This window comes from Sphingomonas qilianensis, assembly GCF_039614825.1.
Taxonomy (GTDB): domain Bacteria; phylum Pseudomonadota; class Alphaproteobacteria; order Sphingomonadales; family Sphingomonadaceae; genus Sphingomonas; species Sphingomonas qilianensis.
In genome coordinates, this window is record NZ_JBDIMF010000003.1 from 302,186 (window position 1) to 326,289 (window position 24,104).

Consider the following 24,104-nt stretch of genomic DNA (forward strand, 5'->3'; position numbering starts at 1 on the left):
AACGCGGCCAAAGCGATTTAGGTTGCACAAAATAAATAGAAAACGATGTTGGGTACGGGCGGCAATATTTAAGATATTTATTATTATGACCAGCGCGCAATATCCGAGTTATAAAGACGTCGACGCCTTTATCGATGTCACGCGACTCCGTGCTTTGGACGGGTTCATCACCCAGCGTCTGCGGGATCGGTTGGCGGCAGACCGGCCATTCTATACCGGGCCGTTTTTGCTTGAGGAGGATGCGCCCGATCGACCGGGATCGCGGATGATCGAGCTGGCTCAATCGCGCGAGCCGGAAAATTATTATGATCTCGATCGCACCGAGATATGGGAACCGAGCCCCGAGGCAGCGGAATTCGCGCCGCTAATGGCGTTTATCGCCACGCTGCCGTTCGCGGCCACGGGGCGGATGCTGATCATGTACGATCCGGATGGTCGCGCCGTCCCCGCGCACAAGGATCACGACAGCATCGATCTGTGCCACGAATTCATCTGGTTTCGCACTAATCTCGGCAAGCCCTTCTACATGCTCGATCCCGCCACTGGCGCGCGCGATTACGTCGCGGGGCACGCGGCATGGTTTGATACGGTCAACCAGTTCCACGGTGCCGATGCCAGCGGCGAATTGTCGTTCAGCATCCGTGTCGATGGCATATTCAACGACGCGTTCCGCGCGCAAATTCCCTATCCGAGCGATAATCGCGCCGCGGCGGCCAGCGCCTGGGCGAGTGTCGCCTAGCATCGGTAACGGGGCCGGCGGGTTTACCAGCCTGGGCAGCTTATTGTGGTGCAGTATGCAAAGCCCGCAATTGGTGCGCTGAGCGATCTGCCGACGCGACCTCAGCGCGCATTGCCGAAGTTGCGATCAGGGGCCCCGCCTGAGATACTCGCGATCGCGCCGATCGGCGTGGCGATGAACGGCGCATTGTCATCAGGACTTTGCCGGGGGTGCGTCAAGCGCATCGCCGAATCCGGCGCGTAGGCGACCGGTGTCCGCCCGCGATCTGCAGCCCCGAGCCATTTGAACCATTCCGGACATAGGCTCAGGGACGTGCCGGCACCGATATGTCCGTTTCCGAGCGATGCCGTATCGGCGCGCGGACCCGCCACCTAGACCGCATTGACCGCACCTGGACATTGGAAAAAATGGGTCATGGACGTCGATGAACTGGCAGCTGTGGTTCCTGAACTCGCCGCCTTCGCGCGCGATCGGCCTGACTTCGACATCCTGCGGCACGATTTCCTCGCCGATGTCGGACCGGGTGACTCGGACGCTCCACTAAAGGCAAGCGACCCGCTGCGTGACGTGCTCATGGAATGCCAGCGGCTGGCGCGGATCGCGCCGAGCGGCGCGGTGCTGGGGGCGCTGAGGCAGCTGGGCTTTGGTTCGGCGGCGGAGGTGGCGGCGCTGGAGGAAGGCCATTTTGTCGCAATCAGCGCTGACGCACTGGGCGGGGATACCGGTCTTGCCGGGGTGATCCATTCCCGCGCCCGCGCCATCAAGGGGCAGGCAATCCATCTATGGGCGAACGCAGCGGTGCTGGCCAAGTCGCCGCTGCTACGCCACTCCCCAGTCAGTTCGGTCGGCACGGCGCCCGGCGAGGTTTTTTCGGGATTGCCGAGCTACCAAGCGCTGTTCGGCAACCAGGATTATTGCGCTTGCCCGCACTGCCAGTCAATCTTCGGCCCGGCCGCCTACTTCGTTGACCTGATGCGGCTGACCCAGCGCTACGTCACCGATCCCAACCGCGCGACGATCCCGCCGGACCTGACGCTCGAACAACGGCGACCGCAGCTGTTCACCGACGCACTCAGCTGCGCAGCCACCAACGATCTGGTGCCGCATCTGGTGATCGCCAACGGCGTGCTGGCCGATTGGGTCGAGAAGCTGCTGCACACCGATGCGCCGGAGCGGTTTCTGGCGACCGCCAACTACCCTTTGAATCTGCCGCGGAATCTGCCGTTGGTGGAAACGCGACTGTTGTTGGCGTCTGCAGGACTGTCGCTGCCGCAGGTCTACACCGCGTTCGAGCCCGCCGCATTCACCACCCACGTTAGCGCGGCGACGCCCGCGTCGATCACGCTCGCCGAAGCGCCGCCAGGTGACGCCACGATGGTCGGCGCGGTCCTCAGGATCGTCGCCGGACCGGGGACGGGGCAGGCGCGCCAAATCACAGCGTACGATGTGCAGACGCGCATCGCCACGGTCGGCGCGGCGTGGGCCGTGGCGGCGACGGCAGACTCACTGTGCGTTGTCGCGTGGCAAGCGTGGCCGGTGGCGCGCGAGGCGCTGGGGCTTTCTCTCGAGCAGGCCGCGTTGGTGGCGACGCCGGTGGTCGATCCCGCGGCGCTCGAGGCGCTCTACGGGCTGCCGGGCGGGACGGGTCTGGCGGCGCTGGCGCAGGTTCCGATGTTCCTGCGCCACACCGATTTCGATCCGGTCACGCTGCGTACGCTGCTGTTTGAGGACTTCGACGATAGTGAGATCGCGGCTGGGTTGGCGCACGGCCTGTTCATCAACGGCGCACTTGGTTCTGGCGGCTATGTCGCTCTCGTCACTGGCGATCTCGGTGTAGAGACGCTTGCGCCGCTCGACGCGCCGACCCTCGATCGGATCGGCCGCTTCGTCCGATTGGCGCGGTGGACCGGTCTGTCCTTCGCCGATCTTGACTGGCTGATCGCCGCCGCGGGTGAGACGCAGATCAGTGAGGGCACGCTGATCGAGATCGCCGATGCGCTGCAGGCCAAGGCGCTGACCGGGCTGCCGCTGGATACACTCACCGCCTTGTGGGCGGACATGAAGACCATCGGGCGCGGCGACGGCGAGCAGCCCGCCGACCTGTTCGACCGCGTCTGGAACCCCATTTCACTGCTGGCCGATGGCGGCGTTTACCGCCCGCTCTATCCGGCCAATCCGCTGTTCGTCGACGCTGTCGTCACTTGGGACGTCGCGACTGGGGTGACGACCGGGGATGGGGGCGGGGGGTTCGGCCGCAGCCGGCTGGTTGCCGGCTTGCGCGTTTCAGACGCGGAGCTAACCGCGATCGGCCAGCTGTTGTTCGGCGAGGCAGCTGTGCCGCTCGACGTCGGCAACCTGACCCTGCTGTACCGCACCACCGTCCTGCTCCGGCTGACTCAACTCGACGTCGCCGGCTACGAGGCGCTATTGCTGCGGCTCGGCCTGTCCCCGACCGCGCCAATCCTCCCGCTGGAGCTGAGCCGCCTTGTGGCCGCGGCGCGGTGGATGAGCGCGGCGCGGCTATCGTCCGAGACGCTTTCCTTCGTGCTCGCCGACGTGGTGCCGCCGCTGCCGACCGCGCCAGACTCGCGATATGCGCAGATGCGCGCGCTGTGGCTGCTCGCACGGCCGGGCTACGTTACGCCGCGATCGTTCATCGCTGACACAATTACCCCCGATCAGTCCGCCGCGGCCTATGCGGTGTTGGTGGCGCAGACTGCGCCGGCGCGCGTCCGCTCGCTCGGTGCCGACTATGCGCGCGTCTTCGGCCCGGGGCAGGACGACATTGCGATGGTGCTGGCGGAGGTCACCACCAACGACCTGGCGTTCCTCGCAACCGATCTCGGCTTTAGCGCGCGGCAGATCGACGTGGTCGTTGATGCGGTCAATGCAGCTTTCGTCGCGCAGGGAGAGATGCTGGCGAACCAGCTGGCAGCGATGCTGGGCGCGGGCGTCGAGATGGTCGATGCAGCATCGCTTTATATCGCGACGGCGATCGGTACGCCGACGGCTTTGCTGACGACGCTGCTGGTGCCGCTGCCTGCGCCCACGGGCGACGACCCGGGGTGGCAGGCTATCGAGAACGTGTTCGCGCGCTATACGCGGTTGCTCGTCGCGGCGGCGACGCTGCAGATCGACGCGCCAACGCTGGCCGCGCTCCCACAGATGCCCGCAGTGTTCGGAATTGCCAATTTGGCACGACCGACGCTCGACGATCTGCGGTGTATCTCGGCGTACAATGCGCTCGTCGCCGCGTCCGATAATTCAGGTGACGCCTGGCTCGCCTATTTCGGGATGCCGGCAGCGACCAACGCGGAGCAGCAGGCTAAGCTTACCTGCCTCGCGGCGCTAACGTACTGGCCGGAGGCGCAGATCCTCGCGATACTGGATCAGATCGGCGCGACGATTGCGTTGATCGATACCGTCGCTGGCATCACACGGCTATCGCCGATCTTCGCATTGTTCGCGGCGGGCGGCTTCGACCCCGGTTTCGCCGCCCGGCTGCTCGCGCTGCGCACGTTGCCTGCCGACGGTCCGGACGCGAGCCACGCCAACTGGGAGACCTATCGCGACACCGCAGCGGCAACACACGGCACGATAGCCGGCAAGCTGGGCGCGGCATGGGACCAGAGCTACGCGACCATCGTCTCGCAAATGAACGTGGCGCGGCGCGATGCGCTGGAGCCCATCGTCGTCTGGCAGCTCGGTCGTGTCCACCCGTGGATCGTCGATCGCCGTCAGCTCTACGGCTTCCTGTTGATCGACGTCGATATGAGCGGCTGCGCGATGACGTCGCGAGTCGCCGAGGCGATCGGCGCGGTGCAACTCTATCTGCAGCGCTGCCGCCTGAATCTCGAGCCGGGTGTCGACCAGCTCCGTGTGCCCGAGGCGCAGTGGCAGTGGATGAACAATTACCGAGTGTGGGAGGCGAACCGCAGGATCTTCCTGTACCCGGAAAATTACATGGAGCCGACGCTGCGCAGTTCGCGCACCGAAGTGTTCAAGGAGCTCGAGGAGTCGTTGCTCCAGACCAACGTGACCGATGAGACGGTGACCAAGGCCTATGGCACTTATTTCGAGCGGCTCGATGCGCTCGCCACGCTGATCTACGTCGATTCGCTGCGCTGCATTGTCGACGATCGCAAGCGGGCACCTGTCGAGACGTTGTTCGTCTTCGCGCGCACGCTGGCCGAGCCGTACGAATTCTACGTCGCGCGGCAGGAGTTGGGGGCCGTCTGGTCGGAGTGGCGCAGGATCGACGCGTCGATTCCCGCGCCGTTTATCACCCCCGCTTATGCCTTTGGCCGGCTGTTCGTCTTCTGGGTCGAGCTGAAAGTCGTCCGCGAGATAAAGATCCGCGCTGATCCCTTGGTTGGCAGCATGTCCGAGAACAGCTCGACCTATACGGCGTCGATCCACTTCACGTTTCAGACTTCGACGGGGGGCTGGTCGCCCGCGCAGTCGCTGATCGACAATGAGGTGGTCTATGTCACTACTGCCGAGCCGCCGTTCAACAGCGAATCGGGTTACGGCCTGTTCGACATGGACGCGTTGTTCTGGCGCAAATGCAGCGCGCTGACGGTTCCGGGAGAGCGGCTGCTGGCGCCGCCGCTGGCCACCGGGCGCGACGAGAAGATCGTGATCTTCTACGGCCCGTTCCTCGAAAACGATCAGGACCCGCCATCGGCGCTGAAAGTCGGCCCCCGACCGGACCCGGCGATGCGGGCACAGGATCCTGCGCGCTACGTCTTCGATCTTAACGTCTACACACGCTCGGGCATGATCAACCAGGCGATCGCCAGCACGGCGCGTGGCGATATTGCGCTGCAATCTGCGCGCGTGCTGAACCGCGATCTGCATCTCGATTTCCTCATGCGTGGCTCCGAGTTCCGTCTGCTGCTCGAAAGTCGCTCGCCCGGCGTGCCACCGGCGATCAAGCCGGTCATCGACGTCGCGACCAGCGCACTTTACGTCGGCGACACGTTCAACGTGCTGCGATCGAATTACTATGGCGACTGGACCTCGCCGATCCAGAGCGCGACGCAGGCGATCCGCGCGACCGCGGACGCCTTTGTCGTCGACGGGCTCGACGCTGCCCGCTCGCAGGGGGTGTATGACGATCTGCTGGGCCACGGCGTCATCGATCACTTGGGCGTAATCGAGCCGATCTTCACGACCGACACCAATCTGGATTTCCTGTTCGGCGGCGAGCAGTTCCACAATCGCGCGATCCTGGTCGCCGAAATCCAGAACATCCTGCTCAACCTCAAGGCACGCGGGCTGCCCGTACAGGGCGATTCGTTCCTGCTAACCGCGATCGACGCGCCGCTCGCCGCCCAGGTGCTCATCGACCTTCGGGGCAACGGCGTGCTCGACGGGGCCGACCGAGTCGATCCGGCTTTCAGTTCGCGAACCGATCTTTCGTTTCTCTTTGGAGGCGCTCCCCCCGAGGAACAGGCGCGCCTGATCTACGAGGTGCAGCGCGTGCTTTTCCGGCTCATGGCAGACCCGCTGCTGCTGGGGTCGATCAGCCGGCGCAATGCGGCGACGATCGTGACAAAAAACCAGCCCGATTGGTTCTTGATCAATGCTGGCAATGAAGCCTTCAAGGTCGTGGTCACCGATATGCAACTGCCGATGCTGTCGGCCAATATGCGCGTGAAGGAGGTGCCGTCGGCGCACATCATATCGGCCGACAGCTTCATCATGACCGATATCGATTCTGCCCTGTCGATGCAGGCATATGAAGATCTCGTCGGCCACGGCGTGGTCGATGCAAACGGACAACTTGAGATCGGCTTCGGCCCGTCGACCGACCTGAGCTTCCTGTTCGCCAATGCGCCGCTGCGCGAACGCATGATCATGTCCGCCGAAGTGCGCGCGGTTCTGCTCAACCTGCCAACCATCACTGCCTTGTCTTATTTTCACGAGGACGAGAACACCGTGTTCACGGCCGCCGCGTTGCTGCCGCTCGGCATTGGCCAAGCCGCGGCCGATGCTGCGCTCGCCGCGCTTGTCGTCCATGCGGTCGTCAGCGCAATTGGGGGCGTCAGCCGCAGCTACGGGCCAGATACCGATCTGTCCTATCTCTACGCCGATACCGGCGACCGGCGTGCCTTGCTGATCGCGGGCACGCGCGCGATCCTGCGTCGGTTCTTCGCTACGACCTGGCAACGCGCCATCCAGGACGTGCGCTTCGCCTTCGAACGGCTGACGACCGCGGCGGTCCCGCGGCTCAACGCCTCGCTTGCCTCCGGGGGCGTTGAAGCGCTGCTGGCGCTCACGTCGCAGCAGGCGCCGGTTGTCCCGCTGGTGCCGTTCTCCGCGTATTTGCCGACGCGTAAGGTGATCGAACCCAAGCTGTTCGATGGCGCACAGGTCGATTTCGACGGGCCATATGGCCTGTATTATTGGGAGCTGTTCTATTTCACCCCAGAGCTGGTCGCCGCGACGCTGATGCGCAGCGGCCGCCACGACGCGGCGATCGCCTGGCTGCAATATATCTTCAACCCGACCGTGCGCCCCGATCCGCTGATCCCGGCCGACTTTATTACCGCCGATATCGACGAGGCCGATGCCGAGAGCGGCTATGCCGCGCTGTGCGCGCAGGGGATCATTCTGCCCGACGGGATGGTCGCGGCCGGGTTCGGTACGCAGACGGACCTGTCGTTCCTTTTTCCCGCGGTTGCCGATCCGTTGACGCGCCAGCAGATGATCCGGGAGGTGCGCAACGTTCTCACAAACGCGCTGATGGCCGCGCCGACCTCGCGCTTCTGGCGGTTCATGCCGTTCCGCAACCAGACGCTTGCCGGCCTGGTCGAGACCTTGACCGACCCGGTGACGATCGCGCTCTACGAGAATGATCCGTTCGACCCCTATGCGATCGCGCGGATGCGGATCGGCGCGTTCGAGAAAGCGACGGTGATGCGCTATCTCGATGTGCTGATCGACTGGGGTGACGCGCTGTACGCGCAGAAGACGCGCGAAGCGCTGACCGCAGCGACGATGCTTTATCTCTATGCCGACGAACTGCTCGGTGCCCGCCCGGTCGACGAAGGGCCGTGCAAGATCGAACAGCCGGCAAGCTATGCCCAAATCGCGGCGCGCTATGCCGACGTGCCCGGCGGCATCCCGCCGTTCCTGATCGAGCTTGAAAACGTGGTTTCGGGCGACCAGGCGGCGGCCTCGCCCGAACTGCTCGGGCAGCCGTTCAACGATGTCGAGGCGTTGTTCTGCGTACCCGAGAACGAGAAGATGCTGGCCTATTGGGACAGGCTGGCGGACCGCTTGTTCAAGCTGCGCAACTGCCTGGATCTCGAAGGAAATTCACTCGATCTGCCGTTGTTCGCGCCGCCGATCGATGCCCTGGCGCTTGTCCGTGCCGCTGCCGCCGGGACAAGCGGGCTAACCGCGAACCCGCAGGGGCAGGCCGCGGTGCCATCGTATCGCTACAGCTTTCTGATGATGCAGGCGCGCACCATCGTGTCGAGCGCGGCGATTCTCGGCAGCGCTCTGTCAAACGCACTGGCCGAGCGCGACAACGAGACGTTGTTCCGCCTGCGTGCGTCGCAGGAGCTGGCGATCCTTAACCTGACGACGCGGATGAAGACGCTCCAGGTGGACGAGGCGCGCGCCGGGCTCGCTGCGCTGGAGCAGTCCAGGGCGGCGATCCAGAGCCGGCAGAACTTCTACGCCGGGCTGATCCGCGAGTTCATGTCGCCGGGCGAGATAGCCAACATCGCGCTGTCGGGCACTGCGTTGCTGACAAGCATCGGCGCGGGCATCGCGCAGACGGTCGCGGCGATCGCCTATGCTGTGCCGCAGGTCGGCGCCCCGACGGCAATGACCTATGGCGGCATACAGCTCGGCAACAGCGCGTCCAAATGGGCGGCCGCGCTGGAATCGGCCACCAAGGTGCTCGAATTCGGCGCGCAAACGTCACTGACAGTCGCGGGCTATCAGCGGCGCGCGCAGGATTGGCAGCGCGAGATCGACCAGTCCGTGTTCGATCTGGCGCAGACCGAGGCGCAGATCTTGGCGGCACAGACGCAGATTGCGGGTGCGACGCGCGACCTGGAAATCCATCAGCGCACGATCGCGCAAGCACAGGATTACAGCGATTTCCTACTGCGCAAATTCGATAATTACGAGCTGTTTGCGTGGATGGCGGGGCGGCTGTCGAGCCTGTTCTACCAGACCTACCGCGCCGCGCTGGAGGCGACACTCGCCGCACAGGCGGCCTATCAGTACGAACTCAACAGTGACGACGTCTTCGTAAACTTCGCGTCGTGGGACGAGCGCCATAGCGGGCTCCTCTCCGGCGAGACGCTGAACATGGCGCTCGATCAGATGGATCAAGCCTATGTGCGGTCCAACACGCGGCGGCTGGAGATTACCAAGACAGTCTCGCTCGCGCAGATCGCACCGACCGAATTGCTGCGGCTGCGCAGCGAGGGGCGCTGCACGATCGATCTGAGCGAGGCGCTGTACGATTTCGACTTTCCCGGCCAGTATTGCCGGCGGATCAAGACCGCCGAATTCTCGCTTGTCTCGACGATCGAGGCGGAATCGGGCTTCGAGATCCATGCGACCATCCTCCAGACGCGCAACCAAATTCTGGTCCGCGCGGACAAGGCCGGCCTCGATTATATGCTGGGCGGGGGCGGCGATCAGCCGCTGTCAGTGCGGAGTAACTGGCAAGCAAACCAGGTGATCGCGGCGTCCGCGTCGTCGCTGGGGTCGGGGCTGTGGGAACTGATCCTGGGCATCGACGACCGGCTCTATCCGTTCGAGGGGACGGGCGCTGTTTGTAGTTTCGATATGGCGATGCCGCTTGCGACCAACCGCTTCGATTTCTCGACGATCGAGGATGTCGCGGTGACGCTGCGCTATAGCGCGCTCGACGGCGGCCCCATCTTCCGCAAGCAGGTTGAAACGGCGTTGGCGGGCCCGGTGTTCGCCGGCACTGCCTTCCTGAGCCTGGCGACCGCCTTCGAAGCGGACTGGGCGGCATTTATGGAGGATCATGGCGATCCCGTCGCGCAAGTGCTGACGGTCGAGATCGATCGCACCCGGCTTGTGCCCAATCTGAGCGACTATCTGCTCGACAGCGTCGATCTCTGGATCACGGTAGATCCAGACGATCCGCTTCCCGGGGCCTCGACCTTCCTGACACTGGCGCCCGCAAAGCTGGCAGCCGCGAGCGTCCCGTTCAAGGGCGCGGTGGGGCTGTATGACGCGAATGCGGCGCCGCTCGCGCAATTTGCCGGAAGCTGGGCGATCACGGTTGACCTGGAAGCGATGAAGCAGGTCCCCGAGCTCGCCGCGTTGCTAAGCGCCGGCTTTCTGGACCCCGCCCGGTTCCTCGATGTGGGGCTGGTGCTCAACTACCGCGCAACCGTCTTCAAATCCTAATCACGCAACAACCCAGAAAGGCGAAATCATGGCCTATACCAATTGTGAGACGACGATCGGTCCCGACGAGGTGCTGTGCAGCCAGACGCACTGCAACAATTATCAGAACACGTCTTCGATGAAGCGGGTCTGCTACTGCCTCGACTGGAAAGGCAACAAGATTCCCAATTGCGAGGTGAAGGGGGATTCGTTCCCGGTCTCCACCACCGAATGCTACAACAAGGCGACGGGCGAGCGTCGCAACATCACACCCACGGCGTGCGACGAACTGCGCGATCGCGACAAGAACTGGGGCAATCGCACCTGCTTTTGCTGCTGTTCGTGCTTTGCTTGGGGAACCCGGCTCGCCGTCGGTCCCGGGCAGACGCGCGAAATCCAAGAGGTCGGGATCGGAGAGACCATCCTGACCGGGTCGCTCGCCAGCGGGACGCTTGAATGGACCCCGCGCCGAGTCGTGTTCAGCGACGGCACGTCGCCTGCGGCCGACCAGATTGCAATCGTCGTGCAGTATGGCGATGGCGGTGAGATCGTGGTTACGACCGACCAGCCGTTCCTGATGCCCGACGGTACGCTCAAGCGCGCCGATCGGCTGACCGTCGAGGATCAACTGGTCGACGATTCCGGCACAGCGGTGACGATCAACTCGGTGTGGCTCGGCAAACTGGACATCGGGCTGCACAATATCGCCGCCGATACCGGTGGCGACACGCTCGACGGGCATCTGCTGAGCGTCAACGGCATCGTGGCGGGCGATCACACCGTGCGCGTACTGCAATCCAGCGACGAATATGCCGCCTATTTCGCGTCCGGGCATGACGAGTTGCCGGTGATCGGCAGCGTCGAATATGCGACGCAGGGAGGCGAGGGGACGACCCAGTTCGCCAGCGTTGCACGCGACGTTCAGACCGCCTTTCGCGACGGGTTCGTCGCGATGGCCGAGGTCGCCAACGCGCCGGTGCCGAAGGGGGCCGCGGCCTTCGTGACGCCCGCGCAGGCCACCGACATCCGCAAGAACGGTAGTTTCCGACCCCTGGGCCAGGCCACCAACAAGGCTGAGTTCGAGTATCTGCGAAAGGTATTCTCGGCCTTCTACCCCGATATCTATTTCAGGCTGAACTGGGAGGACCAGACCCCCAATCTGTTCGCCTATACCGAAAATGGGATGAAGTTGGTCTATGTCTCGGGTGCGCTGCTGCGCGCGACGTGCGTCGGCCGCGATGGTCTGGCGTTCCTCATGGCGCACGGCGTCGGACGGCTGATCGGCGCCCCCCCGGGCGGCGCGCGGGGCGTGGCATGCACGGGCCAGGCAGATTATTTCGGGATCGGCTATGTCTTCATCGATGTGCTGTACGGCCGCTCAAGCGAGGCGGGGCTCGCCGCGTTGAAGGAGATCGGCACGCTGTTCGGCTTTATCTCCGCCGAGAACGCGGCGGGCACCGACCGGTGCATGAACCCGTCGATCGCGTGCCGGCTCGATGCGCTTAACGCAGCCCTCGCCGGGCAGGAGCTACCCTATTGTGCGGGTGCGCCATCGATCGGCACGCTGGCGCTCGAAACAGCCGAGTACATCGCGTTTGAGGGCGTGCCCACCGTGGTCGCGACGTTCAGCGAGGCGGTCTACCCCGGCTCGACCAATAATGTGGTCAATTTCCAGATCCGTCCTGTCGCCGGGGTGCTGGTCGCTGGGGCGCGGCTGGATCGCCCCGAGCAGGTAATACTGAACGTCGTCCTGCCCGATCCGCCGGCCGGGACCTACACGCTGAGCGTCAGCGACGTCCTGTCGATGGAGGGATCGACGCTGGATCCCGCCAGATCGAGCGCGACTTTCACGGTCGCTTAGTCGGCAGTGCAGGGGCTTTGTAGGAGGAGGCGGGCGGATGGAAGCCGAAACGATCAACGAGTGGCCTGGTCGCGATAATCATGGCGCGTGCAGGCCGCGCGATACCGAGCACTGGGACCGGTTGCGCCGTGATCTGGGCGTGATTTTGGGGCTGGACGGACCGGTGCCAGATGCGACGCTGAAGGCTGCGCTGGCCGATGCCACTTACGCCGACAATTTGCTGGCCAGCAGGCGTCACCCCGCGCTGCTCCAGCGGCTGGTCGCCGCGCCGCCGCGCGCTGGCGTCGCGCCCCGGCTGTCGGGTGCGGCACTAGCGCTAAAGGCCACCATCGCGCTTAGGCGCTGGGCGGCGACGGGATTTGCGACGGTCGATCCGGACCGCCGCGCGCGACGGCAGGCGGCCTGCGTGGCGTGCCCGCACCGTGTCGGCGGCACCGCACCGGAGCTTGGCACCTGCGGCCTGTGCGGGTGCCCGCTCGGGCGCAAGATCAATATGACGTCGGAAGTCTGTCCCGACGCGTCATCGTCGCCTGGCGGCATGACGCGCTGGGGCGAACCAGCGGCGCGGGCCATGTGATGCCGCACGCCCGGATGCGCCCCCGCCCGCAAGGATGCATCCGACCCACCAAGAAGGAGATGGAAAATGAAAACCGAACATATGCTCGCGGGTGATGAGGCCCGCCGGATCGATCGGGTCGGCGCGCTGTTGCAAGGCACGATCTTCGCCGCCGAGTTCGACGCCGCGGGCTTCGGCGCAGCCGGCACCGCCACCGGGGCCGAGGATGCGCCCGAGGCGACCAAGGAGAAGACGTGCAAGCCAACGCGCAACCCGTGCTGCCATGAAGAACCTGAAGGGACCAAGGCGAAGACGTGCAAGCCGACACGAAACCCGTGCTGCCGCGAGGATGAGGACGAACCCGCCGCCGAAACGCGCCATGCGCTTGATCTGCTCGTCATCTGAGCCGGACAGGTGCGGGGATCGGGGCTGCGCGGCTGACAGGCGAGCACGCGCATGATCCTCACCCGGCACAATGTTCTGCCTTATCTGGTCCAGGCCGAGTTGTTCGGCCTGGACCGCATCGTCGCGGGGCGCGTCCAGGTCGGATCGCGGACCTCGCGCAACCGTGCCTTCGCGGTGTCCGACGCGCGCGGGCCGGGGTTGTTCGTCAAACAGTTCCGCCCTGAGGAGGGGCATTGGAACAGAGGGTCGACGGTTGAATCGGAGGCGCAGGTCTATCGGATGGCGGCCGGTAACGATCGGCTCGAAGCGGTGATCCCGCGTCTGCGCAGCTTCGACGCCAGCCATCAGATCTTGGTGCTCGATCTGGTTGAGCCAGCCGAAACGCTGCGCGCACACCAACGCCGCACCGGGCATATCTCAGTGTCCGCAGCGGCTGCCCTGGGTAGTGCGCTCGCAACGTGCCATGTCGAATTCGGCAAGGTGCTGCGCTTCGGCACCGCCGATGCCACCGCTCCCGCGCTCCCGCGCCACCGCGCGTGGATCCTGCGGCCGGACCTGCTCGATCCATATGTCACCGTAAGCCAGAGCGCGGCCCAGGCGCAGGTCGTGGCGATCGTGCAGCGGCACCCGGACCTCGTTGACCGGCTGCGCGCGCTGGCATCGGCCTGGCGCGTCAACGGCGTAATCCATGGCGACATGAAATGGGCGAACTGCCTCATCGGGGCCGGTGGGGCAGGCCCCGATGATCACGCCGTGCGGCTGATCGACTGGGAGATGGCGGGCAGTGGCGACGTCGCCTGGGATGTCGGCGGCATTTTCCAGTCGTGCATTCTCGCCTGGGTCCGATCGACGCGGGGACAAGCGGGGGATGGGGTTGGCGCGCTCGTCGCGAGCGCCACGGTCTCGCTGGATGGCGTGCAGGCGGCAGCCCGCGCCTTCTTTTTCGCCTATTTGAACCGGATCGATCTCGATCCGCGTGCGACGGCGGCGCTGCTGGCGCGGTCGGTTGGTTATGCCGCGGCGCGTATTGTCCAGACCGCTTTCGAGGCGACCAGCGGCGAGGCGCTGATCAGCGGGCACATGGTGCTGGCGCTGCAACTCGCCGCCAACATGCTCGCGGATCCCGCAGAGGCGGCGGCGCAGGTTCTGGGGATAGAGCCGTGATCGCGGAGGCGCTCCCGTCGTGGTTCGGCATAGTGCAGCCGATCCTAGACGCCGTGCGGATCGTCTCGTCCACCGGCTTCACTTTCGAAGGCACGCTGGTCGATGCGGCGCGACAGCCGCCGCCATCGCCTGATGACGACTTCTTCGATCCCGATCCGCTGATGCGCACGCTCCATCGTCGGCTGTACGGCGTCTTCCACGCGTGCGCGGGGGGCGGTGGCGATGTCGGGAAGCGCGCGCGGGCGGCCTTCGTCGAACGCCTTTCGGCGGCCAATCGCGGCCGCAGCCGCCTCGACGAAGGCTGGTCGGTGGTCGAGACGCTGGCGAGCGGCGCGGTGGTCGCGGAAAAATGGGGCCGCACGCGGCGCTGTAATCCCGGCGAGTTCCTGTCCGACGCCGCGCCGGCCCGGGTCACGCGCGGGGCGGCGCTCGCGATCCGTCTCCGGCATGCGGCGCCCGGGCTCCAGCCTGGATTCTGTTACGCCTTTGGCGGCGATCTGGAGGATGGTTTCGACCGACTTCGCTCGGTACGTTATTATTTCAACATCGATGCCGCAGCCGCGCCGGCGGTGGTCGCGCTGATAACACAGGAGTTCGGTGCGCGCGCAATCCCCTTCGCGTGCAAATGCGCCGATACTGCGGGCGGCTTTGCGCGACGTGACCCGTGCGTCCTCTATGTCGGCGCGCGCCACGCGCAGCTGGTTCACGGAGTGCTCCGCGCGATGCTGCCCCGGCTCGCGCCGCATCTCCGCCCCCCTGTGCCGATTTTCACTGAGCTGCTGGCGCCCGGGCTCGCCTTTGCCGAGGAACCGGCGGGGCGTGACAGCTTTGGCGGGCATCGGATGCGCGCGGTCGCCTACGGCCTCATCGCGGCGCACGCCCGCGGCGCTGCCGACGATGCCGCGCGCGGCGCTGCGATCCTCCACAGCTTCGCGCAGCACAGTATCGATCGCAATGCACCGCATTTGTCGGCAAGCGACAGCGATCCCTTTGGCCTGCGCTGTCTGCGCTTTGCCGATGCCGCGTGACGCCGACCCGATCGATGCGGCGCTGCGCATCGGCCATGCCTTGTGCGCTGACGCCTTGTGGTGGGACGGGCGCTGTACCTTCACCACCGACGACATCGCGTCGACGCCCGAAGGCTGGCGTACCGTGCACCAAACATGCGGCGGCGACCTGTATGCGGGCACTGCGGGGATCGCACTGTTCCTGGCGCGGCTCTCGGCAGTTACCGGCGAACGTGTGATCGCCCGCACCGCGGCGGGCGCGATCGCCCACGCGCTCGCTGAGGCAGAGGCGGCGGAAATGGCGCGGTGCAGCGCGCTGTTCGTTGGCCGTATCGGGATCGCGGTCGCCGCCGCAATGGCCGGGGCGTGGCTCGATCGCCCGGCGGCTTTGGATGCGGCGCGTGTGCTGGCGCGGCAGCTTGCGTCGGAGGGCGTCGGGGGCTTTTCCGGAAGCGATCTGATGGCGGGCTGGGCGGGGGGGATCGCCGGTGCGCTCGTACTTGCACGGCGGCTCGAGGACGATCAACTAATCGGCTGGGCGTCGGACTTGGGAGATGCCCTGGTGGGGGCCGCGCAGGTTTCGGCAACGGGCTGGCATTGGCCCGCGCGCGACGAACCGGTGGGCTTGTGCGGGCTGTCCCACGGCGCTGCAGGTATCGCCTGGGCATTGGCTGAACTCGCCGCCGCGACGGGGGCGAAGCGTTTTGCCGAAGCGGCCGCTGGCGCAGTTGCATACGAGCAGCACTGGTTCGATGCGGTGGCACGCAACTGGCCTGACCTTTCACCGGAAAGCCGCGACGCCGGAGGTCGGCGCAGCTGCAGTATGTCATGGTGTCACGGCGCCCCCGGCATCGCGCTCACACGCTTACGGCTATGGGCATTGACCGGCAGCGAAGCGATGCGCGCGCAGGCAATGGTCGCGCTGGCGACGACCGCCGATTGCCTGCGCGCGAACCTCGCCAACCATTCGGGCAATTATTCGCTGTGCCACGGGCTGGCCGGCAATGCCGAGGCCTTGCTCCAGGGGGGCACTTTGTTCGACACCGCCGGCTTAGCGGAAGAGATCGCTGCGTCGGGCATCCGCCGCTTCGGGCAAGCGCCGCGATCCTGGCCGGCGGGTGTCGATTCGAGCGGGGCGATGTCGCCTACGTTGATGCTCGGGCTGGCGGGTACGGCGTATTTCCTGCTGCGGGTCAACGACCCGGGGGGAACGCCGTCAATCCTGCTGCCCGATTGTGCGATGCCGGGAGATGTCGTCCCTGTCCTTGTCCAGGCGTTTGCGGGGGAGGATGCAGCGCTTGCGGGCTGCGTTTAAAGGCTTTGCAGGGCGCCTCGCCGAACATCGACATGCTCAGTCGGAAGGGACCCGAGTACGTGCATAGTCGTGATCGATGCACCGGAACATTACCCTTTCCGGTCGCAAAAGGCTGATCGCCATCTCCCGATTGTGCGCGAGGGATCTAACGAGGCTTTGCGATTATATGATTGCCGCCGCGTTCGCCGTATGAGGCGAGCCTGGTGACCCCTACGGGAATCGAACCCGTGCTTCAGCCGTGAAAGGGCCGCGTCCTAACCGCTAGACGAAGGGGCCATGCCGGCAAGCGCCGGTTGGTGGAAGCGCCGACTAGGCAAAGCACGCGCCGCGGTCAACCCGCTCAATCAAGTTATCCACGGTTTCCGTCAGATAAACGCTCAATCAGCCCATGCGGCATCGTCGATATGCAGTTCGGCGGCGGGCCTTGCGCCCCAATCGTCGATCTTGGCGCGGCCGGCGAGCCATAGTTTGCGGTGCGGTGGCGCGCCGAGCAAGGCGGCGCCGAGCGCGCTTTCCGCCTGCCGGAAAGCCACGGCCTTGAAGCTGCGGCCGTCGTCGCCGGACACAATGAGACGAAGGTGACCGTTGCCGACAATGTCCGCTTTGATAATCCGTAACGGACCCGTAACGATTCTGGGCTGCGGCCAGCCCATGCCGTAGGGGCCGCCCAGCTCCATCGATTCGACCAGAGCGGGAGTGATGCCGCCGGGGGAGAGCAGCGCATCCAGCAACAAGGCGCGATCGCCGATCGAGCGCGCCACGGGCTCGGCCAGCCGCGATTCGAGGAAATCGCCGAACGCGGCGAGCTGATCCTCGGCGATCGTCAGCCCGGCGGCCATGGCGTGGCCGCCACCGGCGACAAGCAATCCACTATCCTTGGCCGAGAGCACGGCGGCGCCGAGATCGACGCCCGAGATCGAGCGACCCGAACCTTTGCCGATGCCGTGTTCATCAACGGCGATGACGATCGCCGGGCGGCCATATTTCTCCTTGAGGCGGCCGGCGACGATGCCGATCACGCCCGGATGCCAGCCATGCCCGGCGACGACCAGCACGGCACGTTCCTTGGCCACCTGCGCGAGCGTCTCGGCGGCTTCCTGCACGATGCCCTCGATCGCGCGGCGCTCTTCGTTGAGCCGATCAAGCTCGGCAGCGATGTCGGCGGCTTCCTGCGGGTCGCGCGTGGTGAGCAGGCGGACGCCCAGATCGGACTTGCCGACACGGCCGCCGGCGTTGATGCGCGGCCCCAGCGCAAACCCCAGATCAGTGCAGGTCGGCGCGCGGGTCAACCGCGAAGCGGAGATCAGCGCGTTGAGGCCGATATTGCGGCGCTGCGCCATGACCTTGAGGCCCTGCGCGACGAAGGCGCGATTGAGGCCGCGCAGCTGCGCGACATCGGCCACGGTGCCCAGCGCGACGATATCGAGCAGATCGAGCAGCCGCGGCTCGGGCCTGTCCTGAAACGCGCCGCGCGCGCGCAGCACGCGGATGAGCGCGGCGCCGAGCAGGAAGGCGACGCCGACCGCCGCGAGATGGCCATGCGCGGCGCCGTCCGTCTCGTCGAGCCGGTTGGGATTGACCACGGCATGCGCATGGGGGAGCGCGAGCGCGCATTTGTGGTGATCGACGACGATGACATCGACCCCGGCATCGCGCGCGGCCTCCAGCGCCTCGAATGCCTGCGCGCCGCAATCGACCGTCACGATCAGATCTGCGCCCTCGTTCTTCAGCTTGACCAGAGCGGTGCCGGAGGGGCCATAGCCCTCCATCAGGCGATCGGGAATATAGGCTTTGGCGTCCAATCCGAGATCGCGCAGCAGCAGGATCATCAAGGCGGCGGAGGTCGCTCCATCGACATCGTAATCGCCGAAGATGGTGACCGATTGCTGCGCCGCGATCGCATCGGCAAGCCGTTCGGCGGCGCGATCCATATCACGGAAGATCGCAGGATCGGGCATGAAGGCGCGGATGCTCGGCGCCTTGTGCGCCTCCAGCTCCTCACGCGGGCAGCCGCGAGCAAGCAGCAGCTGGGTGACGAGATCGTCGGGCGCGAAGCCCGGATCGCGCGTGTCAGTGGCCAGCGCGCGCCAGCGCCAGGGCTGGCCGAGGATGGATTTCGTGATGTTGAGGACGGTGTTCATGAACGCCGCTTGGTAAACGCGCAGCGAGAGTGAGGGAAGAGGGCGCCTCTTCCTTCCCGAGACACGTTCGGCAAGACATGGTCAGATCAGCTGTGTAGCGGCAGGTTGGCATAGCTGCGGCCCGGCAGCGCCGCGCGAAGCCCGCCGACGCGCGTCGCCACAATCTTGGCGATGTGCCAGCCGGGCGTGCGATTGATGCGGATTTCATAATCGAAAAAGGTCGAGAAGCCGCCCGAGGCGCGCAGATCGGCCACGGGGCCATAGGCCGAAATGACCAGATCGCGCGACGTGTCGCAACGATCCACGATGATCGAGGTCATAATGTGACGCAGCAGCCCGGCACCATCGCGGCGCACGATGCTGGGCAAGGTACGCAGTTCATCGCGGCCGCGCAGCGTCAGCCCGTCGCTATCCTGGTACACACCGTCGGCCGTAAACAATTGCGACCAGCATTCGCCCCGATCATGATCGAGATACTGGCAATAGCGCGCGAGCAGCTCCTGCACCTCGACGCGGGTGGGATGATCGATCGCGGAAATACAGCCCATCGTCACTCTCCTTGATGCCGGGCGATCCGGCGCCAAGCGCGCGGCCGCAACGGCTAACCATGCGACGATTGCATACCCAAAGTTCAAACATGTCAAGCAAGACGACGGTCTTTCAAGAGCCAAGCTTCCTCCGGCGCCCGACCGCGAAAAGCAATGAAGGAGGCGAGCGGATCGCGCGTATTGCCGGGGGCGAGGATTTCGCGGCGAAAGCGATCGGCCAACGGGGCGTCGAAAATGTCGTCGAACGCGGCGAAGGCGTCGGCGTCGAGCACCTCCGACCAGAGATAGCTGTAATAAGCGCCGGCATAACCGCCATCGAAGATATGCGTGAAATGCGTCAGCCCGTGGCGTGGCGCGATGGCGCACGGCATCCTGATGCGCTCCAGCGCCGCGCGCGCGATGGCGGCGGAATCGGGGGTCGGATCCGTGCTGCGGTGGACGGCGAGATCAAGCAGCGATGACGCGACCAGCTCGATCGTGGCGAACCCCTGGCCAAATTCCTCGGCGTGCCCGATCGCAGCGATCAGCGCGTCGGGCATCCCGAGCGTGCGCAGCGTTTGCGGTGCGACGATCCAGTGCTCCATGAATTTGGAGGGGAATTCGACGAAATCGCGCGCCACGGCGGTGCCGGCCTGGCTGGGATAGGTGACCTCCGACAGCAAGGCGTGCAGCGCGTGGCCGAATTCGTGGAACAGCGTGCGCGCTTCGTTGATCGACAGCGCGGTGTCGGCCCCGGGGGGTGCCTTGGCGAAATTGGCGACGAGATAGGCAATGGGCAGCACCGGCATGTCGAGCTTTTCCTGCACGCGCAGGCTGCCCATCCAGGCCCCGCCGCGCTTTTCGGTGCGCGCGAGATAATCGGTGTAGAGCAGCCCGACCGCCACACCGTCGCGGGAGACGGCCCAGGTTTCTACGTCCGGATGCCAGCCCGGAAGATCGGGGCGGCGATCGAAGCTCAGTCCATAGAGTCGCCCGGCACAATCGAAGGCTGCTGCGCGAACGCGATCGAGCGTCAGATGATGCTTCACCTCGGCGCCATCGAGCGCATAACGATCGCGCCGCACGCGCTCGGCATAAAAGCGCCAGTCCCACGGGGCGATGTCGAACGTTTCGCCGTCCGCTGCGGCGACCGCCTGCAGCTCGGCCTGTTCCGCGGCGACCTGCGCCAGCGCCGGTGTCCACACCCGCATCAGCAGTGCCTCGGCGGCGTCGGGCGTCTTGGCCATGCTGTCGACCAATGCATAATCGGCGTGGCTCTTATAGCCGAGCAGTATCGCGCGCTCGTGGCGCAGCGCGAGCATGCGATCAACGATGCCGCGATTGTCATGCGGGCCACCATCGCAGCGCGTGGTGAATGCGCGCCACACTGTCTCGCGCAGATCGCGCCGCGTCGAAAAGGTCAGGAAATTTTCCGCATCGCCACGATCGAGCGAGATCAAATGCTTGCCGAATTTGCCCTGCGCTTCCGCGCGACGCGCGCTCGAACTGCGCAGCGCTGGCGGCAGTCCGTCGAGATCGGCGGGGTTGAGCACCATGGCCCAGTCGGCGGCGGCGGCCATCACGTTCTGGCCGAACTGCGTGCCGAGCGCCGACAGCTCGGCGGCGATCGCGGCAAAGCGGGCCTTGTTGGGGGCATCCAGCAAGGCGCCGCCATCGACGAAGCCACGATAGCTGGCGTCGAGCAGGCGCGTTTGCGCTTCGTCCAGGCCAGCGCTCTCGCGTGCCGCCCACACCGCATTTACGCGCGCGAACAGCTTCGGGTCGTGCCCGATCGCGGTGGCGTGCGCGGTCAGCAAGGCACCGATCTCGGGCTCGATGGCGTGGATCGTCGCATCAGCGTGTGCCGAGGAAATGGTCCAGAAGATGCGGCGGGCACGCGCCAGACGCGCGCCGGCGCGCTCCATCGCGACAATCGTATTGTCGAACGTGGGGGCGGCGGGATTGGCGACGATCGCGGCGATCTCGGCCTTGGCCTCGGCGATGCCCTGGCGGATCGCCGGAAGATAGTCCGCAGTGTCGATACGATCGAACCGCGGCGCGCCGAACGGCAGCGGCGAGGGGGCGAGCAGGGTCTGGGTCATGTTCGGTTATCCTGGGTCAGCGCGCTGGCGCTGCGTGTGCTCGAGATGCCATCCCGAGGTTTGACCGCTATATTATTGAGTCATCCCAGCCGAAGCTGGGATCTCAAGCGGCAGGGGCGGAACGTGAGCCGCGTGAGACCCCAGCTTTTGCCGGGGTGACGCATGGGGCGGGGATTACCACGGGCTTCACGACCGCGCGACGGGGGCTGTGCCCAAATCGAACGTCTCCACCGCATCGGTGTGCACATGGAACCCGACGAGCCGCGCCGGACCGAACGTGGTGGTCAGCGCCGTATCGGTGGCATCGCGTCCGCGCGCCATCAGCAGGCGTCCGGCGCGCGCTTTGTTATGCCGCGCGTCAAACGTGTGCCAGCGATCGCCCAGATACACGTCGAACCAGGCGGAGAAATCCATCGGCCCGGGGATCGGCGGGATATCGATGTCGCCAAGATAGCCGGTGCAATAGCGCGCCGGGATGTTCATGCAGCGGCACAAGGCGATGGCGAGATGCGCGTAATCGCGGCACACGCCCTGCTGCTCCTGATAGGCATCCCAGGCGGTCTTGGTCGGGCGGGCATGGTGATAGCCGAATTCGATATGGTTGTGGACGAAGCCGACGATCGCCTGGACGCGCACCCAACCGGGCGGGATATGGCCGAACAGGCTCCAGGCCACGTCGGATAGCCGGTCGGTCTCGCAATACCGGCTGCCGAGCAGATAGACGAGCACCTCGTCAGGTAAATCCTCGACGCGGTGCTGGATCGCCTCGGGGCTATGCGGGTCCTTCTGGAACGGATCATCGACGATAAAATCGCAGCGGAGCGTCAGCCCGCCTTCGGGCACGGTCAGCCGCGTGCAGACATTGCCAAAGGCATCGACATAATCATGCATCGGCACGTCGGGCATGGTGGTGATGCGGTGCGGCGTGCGCAGATCGCCGTTGCGCGACGGATGCAGGCTCAGCATCGCCATCAGCGGCGTGGCGACCTCGGTTTCATAACGGATATCAAAGCCGGTGCGGATCAGCATATGAGTGTTTCCCTTGGCTTGAGGTCGGCGGAACGCGGCTTATCGGAAACGTTGCGATCGACGGTGATGTCGACGGACACGGTCATGTCGAGAAAACTGCCAGGGAAGCCGCCCCACGTGCCCGAGATCGGCACCGCCTGATAGATGTCGCGCGCGATGGCGACGCGGATCAGCCCGCGGCTGCCGATGATGCCGTTGGTCGGATCGAACTCGACCCAGCCCGACCCCGGCAGATAGACGCGCACCCAGGCATGCGTATTGCCGCCGCCCATATGCGCCTCGCGCGACGTAGGGTTATAGACATAGCCGGAGACGAAGCGCGCCGCGAAGCCCAGCGCGCGGACAGCCTCGATCATCAGCATGGCATAATCGCGGCACGTGCCCTTGCGCCGTGCGAGCGTTTCGATCGGTGTCTGCGTGCCCTTTTCGGGGCGTCCGACATACGTGAACTCGCGTTTGATCGCGCGCGTCATGTCGGAAAGCATCTTCAGCGTGTCGGTCGGGCCGTCCTTGTTGACGAAGCGATCGGCCCAGCGATCGATCTCGCGGCGCGGATCATGATGCTGGCGCTCGATCGAGCGCAGCAGATCGGGCATGTCCTCGCTCGAATAGGTGAAGGGATAGCGTTGTGCATAATCCTCGATATCGACGTGCTGCAGCTCCGCCGGTGTATGCTGGACGCGGACCTGGCTATCGATGATCAGTTCGCGTGCCGGCTTGTTGAACGTGGCGATGGCCACCGAATTGCCGAACACGTCCTGCAGCCAACGGATGTCGGCGGGCGCGGGATCGATGCGCAGCTCGGCATCGATCAGATGCTGGTCGTAGCTTTCGCGCGGGCGCACCATGATGCGATGCTCGCCAAAGGATACCGGCTGGCGGTAGGTATAACGCGTAATGTGCGAAAGGTTGAGAAATGGCATCGGATACTCGCAGCGACAGCGTCCCGGACGAGACGTTGCTTTCGGCCTATGATCCACCGCCGGTTCGCATAATCAACCCCGGTGGCGCGTCATCGTTCCTGCTGATCGGCGATCATGCCGGAAATCTCGTGCCTGAGTGCCTGGATTCATTGGGTTTGCCCGCCGCAGAGCTGGAGCGCCATATCGGCTGGGATATCGGCATCGGCGCGCTGGGGCCATTACTGGCCGAGACGCTGGACGCGGTATTCATCCGCCAGACCTATTCGCGGCTGGTGATCGACTGCAATCGCGATCCGGCGCGCGCCGATGCGATGCCCGAAGTGAGCGACCTGACGATCGTACCGGGGAATACGGGGCTGACGGCGGTGCAGCGCGCGGCACGCGTGGCGGCGATCCAGGTGCCGTATCAGGATGCCATCGCCGCCGAGCTGGCGCGGCGCGATGCCGCGGGCATGGCGACGATCCTGGTGTCGCTGCACAGTTTCACGCCGGCGATGCAGGGGGCCGTGCGTCCTTGGCAGGTCGGCGTGCTGCACGATCGCGGCGATACGAGCTTTGCCAAGGCGCTGATTGTTGCGTTCGAGCGGGCAGGGGACCTCACCGTCGGCGATAACGAGCCGTATAGCATGGACACGATCGATTATACCGTGCCGCGGCACTGCTATGCCGAGCGACGCCCTTATGCCGAGATCGAGGTGCGACAGGATCTGATCGGGACGACGGATGGCTGCCAAGAGTGGGCGGAGCGACTGGCCATAGCGCTCGCGGCAGTGCCGAGCGGTTGATTCGGGACGCGCAGTATTCGTTCCCCCATGAGATGACGTATGCGTGACCCCAAAACCCGCGGAATTCTGGGATTTTCGGAAAAAGTGTAGGAAAAATGCAAGAAAGGGTTTGACGGTATTGGAGGTCGGGCCTAGAGGGGTGTCACCGCAGCGGTGG

Annotated in this window: 14 protein-coding genes and 1 tRNA gene; 9 read left to right on the forward strand and 6 right to left on the reverse strand. The window is 65.3% G+C overall.

The genetic code is table 11. From position 1 onward, the window contains the following. Positions 1-85 precede the first annotated feature (85 nt). The 8 genes from ABC969_RS10145 (at position 86) to ABC969_RS10180 (ending at position 16,440) form a co-directional block, all read left to right on the forward strand. Positions 86-739, forward strand: a complete 654-nt coding sequence (locus tag ABC969_RS10145; RefSeq protein ID WP_345864591.1) for a hypothetical protein — start codon at positions 86-88, stop codon at positions 737-739. A 414-nt stretch (positions 740-1,153) separates the two neighbouring features. Beyond that, entirely contained in the window at positions 1,154-10,153 is a 9,000-nt protein-coding gene (locus tag ABC969_RS10150) for a Tc toxin subunit A-related protein (protein ID WP_345864593.1), read from the forward strand. A 28-nt stretch (positions 10,154-10,181) separates the two neighbouring features. Beyond that, positions 10,182-11,993, forward strand: coding sequence for an Ig-like domain-containing protein (locus ABC969_RS10155; RefSeq protein WP_345864595.1), 1,812 nt, complete (start codon positions 10,182-10,184; stop codon positions 11,991-11,993). 37 nt (positions 11,994-12,030) lie between these two features. Beyond that, positions 12,031-12,570 (forward strand): hypothetical protein, encoded by a 540-nt coding sequence (locus tag ABC969_RS10160; RefSeq protein WP_345864597.1) that lies wholly within the window; start codon positions 12,031-12,033, stop codon positions 12,568-12,570. A gap of 66 nt (positions 12,571-12,636) precedes the next feature. Next, positions 12,637-12,954, forward strand: coding sequence for a hypothetical protein (locus tag ABC969_RS10165; protein ID WP_345864599.1), 318 nt, complete (start codon positions 12,637-12,639; stop codon positions 12,952-12,954). Positions 12,955-13,005: 51 nt separating this feature from the next. Beyond that, positions 13,006-14,118, forward strand: a complete 1,113-nt coding sequence (locus ABC969_RS10170) for a phosphotransferase (RefSeq protein ID WP_345864601.1) — start codon at positions 13,006-13,008, stop codon at positions 14,116-14,118. Then, complete coding sequence (locus ABC969_RS10175) at positions 14,115-15,146, forward strand: T3SS effector HopA1 family protein (protein ID WP_345864603.1); 1,032 nt, start codon at positions 14,115-14,117, stop codon at positions 15,144-15,146. The genes ABC969_RS10170 and ABC969_RS10175 overlap by 4 nt, the downstream gene beginning before the upstream one ends. Next, positions 15,136-16,440 carry a lanthionine synthetase LanC family protein gene (locus ABC969_RS10180; protein WP_345864605.1) on the forward strand — a complete coding sequence of 435 codons (1,305 nt, stop codon included), beginning with the start codon at positions 15,136-15,138 and terminating at the stop codon, positions 16,438-16,440. Before ABC969_RS10175 ends, ABC969_RS10180 begins: the two co-directional genes overlap by 11 nt. Positions 16,441-16,641: 201 nt before the next feature. Here the strand turns inward: ABC969_RS10180 and ABC969_RS10185 are convergent. The 6 genes from ABC969_RS10185 to ABC969_RS10210 form a co-directional block, all read right to left on the reverse strand. Then, positions 16,642-16,716: transfer RNA gene (locus tag ABC969_RS10185), tRNA-Glu, on the reverse strand. Between the two features lie 101 nt (positions 16,717-16,817). Beyond that, on the reverse strand, positions 16,818-18,581 hold the full coding sequence (gene recJ / locus ABC969_RS10190) for a single-stranded-DNA-specific exonuclease RecJ (protein ID WP_345864607.1): 1,764 nt from the start codon (positions 18,579-18,581) through the stop codon (positions 16,818-16,820). Between the two features lie 86 nt (positions 18,582-18,667). Beyond that, positions 18,668-19,129 (reverse strand): nuclear transport factor 2 family protein, encoded by a 462-nt coding sequence (locus ABC969_RS10195; protein ID WP_345864609.1) that lies wholly within the window; start codon positions 19,127-19,129, stop codon positions 18,668-18,670. Between the two features lie 92 nt (positions 19,130-19,221). Then, the gene (locus tag ABC969_RS10200; RefSeq protein WP_345864610.1) at positions 19,222-21,210 is read right to left on the reverse strand and encodes a M3 family metallopeptidase; all 1,989 of its coding nucleotides are present in this window, start codon (positions 21,208-21,210) and stop codon (positions 19,222-19,224) included. 186 nt (positions 21,211-21,396) lie between these two features. Beyond that, on the reverse strand, positions 21,397-22,239 hold the full coding sequence (locus tag ABC969_RS10205) for a transglutaminase-like domain-containing protein (protein ID WP_345864612.1): 843 nt from the start codon (positions 22,237-22,239) through the stop codon (positions 21,397-21,399). After that, on the reverse strand, positions 22,233-23,162 hold the full coding sequence (locus ABC969_RS10210; protein ID WP_345864614.1) for a transglutaminase family protein: 930 nt from the start codon (positions 23,160-23,162) through the stop codon (positions 22,233-22,235). The genes ABC969_RS10205 and ABC969_RS10210 overlap by 7 nt, the downstream gene beginning before the upstream one ends. On the opposite strand from ABC969_RS10210, the gene ABC969_RS10215 reads away from it, so the two are divergent. Then, positions 23,156-23,947, forward strand: coding sequence for an N-formylglutamate amidohydrolase (locus tag ABC969_RS10215; RefSeq protein ID WP_345864616.1), 792 nt, complete (start codon positions 23,156-23,158; stop codon positions 23,945-23,947). The two genes, ABC969_RS10210 and ABC969_RS10215, sit on opposite strands and share 7 nt — an antisense overlap. Positions 23,948-24,104 lie beyond the last annotated feature (157 nt).

Bases quoted from the DNA above. Each gene is read 5' to 3' on its own strand.
- ABC969_RS10215 (WP_345864616.1), top strand. From the start codon at position 23,156: ATGGCATCGGATACTCGCAGCGACAGCGTCCCGGACGAGACGTTGCTT.
- ABC969_RS10205 (WP_345864612.1), bottom strand. From the start codon at position 22,239: ATGCTGATCCGCACCGGCTTTGATATCCGTTATGAAACCGAGGTCGCC.
- ABC969_RS10145 (WP_345864591.1), top strand. From the start codon at position 86: ATGACCAGCGCGCAATATCCGAGTTATAAAGACGTCGACGCCTTTATC.
- ABC969_RS10165 (WP_345864599.1), top strand. From the start codon at position 12,637: ATGAAAACCGAACATATGCTCGCGGGTGATGAGGCCCGCCGGATCGAT.
- ABC969_RS10155 (WP_345864595.1), top strand. From the start codon at position 10,182: ATGGCCTATACCAATTGTGAGACGACGATCGGTCCCGACGAGGTGCTG.
- ABC969_RS10210 (WP_345864614.1), bottom strand. From the start codon at position 23,162: ATGCCATTTCTCAACCTTTCGCACATTACGCGTTATACCTACCGCCAG.
- ABC969_RS10160 (WP_345864597.1), top strand. From the start codon at position 12,031: ATGGAAGCCGAAACGATCAACGAGTGGCCTGGTCGCGATAATCATGGC.
- ABC969_RS10180 (WP_345864605.1), top strand. From the start codon at position 15,136: ATGCCGCGTGACGCCGACCCGATCGATGCGGCGCTGCGCATCGGCCAT.
- ABC969_RS10150 (WP_345864593.1), top strand. From the start codon at position 1,154: ATGGACGTCGATGAACTGGCAGCTGTGGTTCCTGAACTCGCCGCCTTC.
- ABC969_RS10195 (WP_345864609.1), bottom strand. From the start codon at position 19,129: ATGGGCTGTATTTCCGCGATCGATCATCCCACCCGCGTCGAGGTGCAG.
- ABC969_RS10200 (WP_345864610.1), bottom strand. From the start codon at position 21,210: ATGACCCAGACCCTGCTCGCCCCCTCGCCGCTGCCGTTCGGCGCGCCG.
- recJ (WP_345864607.1), bottom strand. From the start codon at position 18,581: ATGAACACCGTCCTCAACATCACGAAATCCATCCTCGGCCAGCCCTGG.
- ABC969_RS10170 (WP_345864601.1), top strand. From the start codon at position 13,006: ATGATCCTCACCCGGCACAATGTTCTGCCTTATCTGGTCCAGGCCGAG.